The sequence below is a fragment of the Neisseria sp. P0001.S005 genome (assembly GCF_051963715.1).
Genome location: NZ_JBQCTZ010000412.1, coordinates 1 through 1191 on the forward strand (window position 1 = coordinate 1; position 1191 = coordinate 1191).

Sequence of the window (1191 nt, forward strand, 5' to 3'; positions counted from 1 at the left end):
ATTATGGATTTAAGTTTAGTTTTCAAATCAGGTGATGTGGTACTGATTGGTGTATTTGTCCTGATGTTGTTGATGAGTGTGGTAACTTGGAGCGTCATTGTGATTCGCTGCATCAAATATCGCAAAGCGAAAAAAGGCAATGCTCAGGTAAAAGAGTTGATGCTGAATGCGTTTACGCTGGCTGATGCCGTACAAAAAGCCAAAGCGGTAGAAGCACCGATGAGCCGTGTTGCAGATGAATCTCTGCGCGCATACCAAAATTACCGTCAAACGACGAGCAAATCGCTGATTGACGAATTGCCTTTGAACGAATACTTGGTCGTTCATATCCGCAACAGTTTGACCCAAACCATGCGACAGTTCGACTACGGTATGACCGCTTTGGCCTCTATCGGTGCAACCGCTCCGTTTATCGGCCTGTTGGGTACTGTTTGGGGTATTTACCATGCCCTGATCGGCATCAGCGAAAGCGGCCAAATGAGCATTGCTGCGGTAGCCGGTCCGATTGGCGAAGCTTTGGTATCGACTGCTGTCGGCCTGTTTGTGGCGATTCCGGCCGTATTGGCGTACAACTTCCTCAACCGCGGTACAAAAACCATCGCGCAAGATATGGACGCATTTGCACATGACCTGCATGTCCGCCTTCTGAACCAAAAGGATTAAACCATGGCTTTCGGATCAATGAATTCCGGCGATGATGCGCCGATGTCGGATATCAACGTTACACCTTTGGTGGACGTGATGCTGGTGTTGCTGATTGTATTTATGATTACCATGCCGGTACTGACCCACTCGATTCCTTTGGAGTTGCCGACTGCTTCGGAAAAAGCGGCAAAAGAGGACAAGCAGCAGCCTAAAGATCCTTTGCGTTTGAGCATTGATGCCAATGGTGCTTATGTCGTTGGCGGTGATTCGGATGCCAAAGTGGATTTGGCAACGGTAACCGCCAAGCTGAAAGAGGCCAAAGCGAAAAACGAAGATGTGATTGTGGCGATTGCGGCGGATAAAGCGGTTGAATACGATTACGTCAACCAAGCCCTGCAAGCGGCACGCGAAGCCGGTATCAGTAAAATCGGTTTTGTAACGGAAACCAAAGCGCAATAATCTTTTGAACACAGTAAAGGCCGTCTGAAATTTGAGTAAAGTTTCAGACGGCCTTTTGTTGTATTTGGTAACTATATGTCCAGGCTG

2 protein-coding genes are annotated in these 1191 nt (G+C 47.9%); both read left to right on the forward strand.

The features are described from left to right. Nucleotides 1-3: 3 nt before the first annotated feature. Complete coding sequence (locus tag ACTHSP_RS20675; protein WP_003686817.1) at nucleotides 4-663, forward strand: MotA/TolQ/ExbB proton channel family protein; 660 nt, start codon at nucleotides 4-6, stop codon at nucleotides 661-663. Between the two features lie 3 nt (nucleotides 664-666). Continuing rightward, the gene (locus ACTHSP_RS20680; protein WP_049351128.1) at nucleotides 667-1104 is read left to right on the forward strand and encodes an ExbD/TolR family protein; all 438 of its coding nucleotides are present in this window, start codon (nucleotides 667-669) and stop codon (nucleotides 1102-1104) included. Nucleotides 1105-1191: the final 87 nt, after the last annotated feature.

Excerpts from the sequence above, each read along its gene's own strand:
- ACTHSP_RS20675 (WP_003686817.1), top strand. The coding sequence starts at position 4 with ATGGATTTAAGTTTAGTTTTCAAATCAGGTGATGTGGTACTGATTGGT.
- ACTHSP_RS20680 (WP_049351128.1), top strand. The coding sequence starts at position 667 with ATGGCTTTCGGATCAATGAATTCCGGCGATGATGCGCCGATGTCGGAT.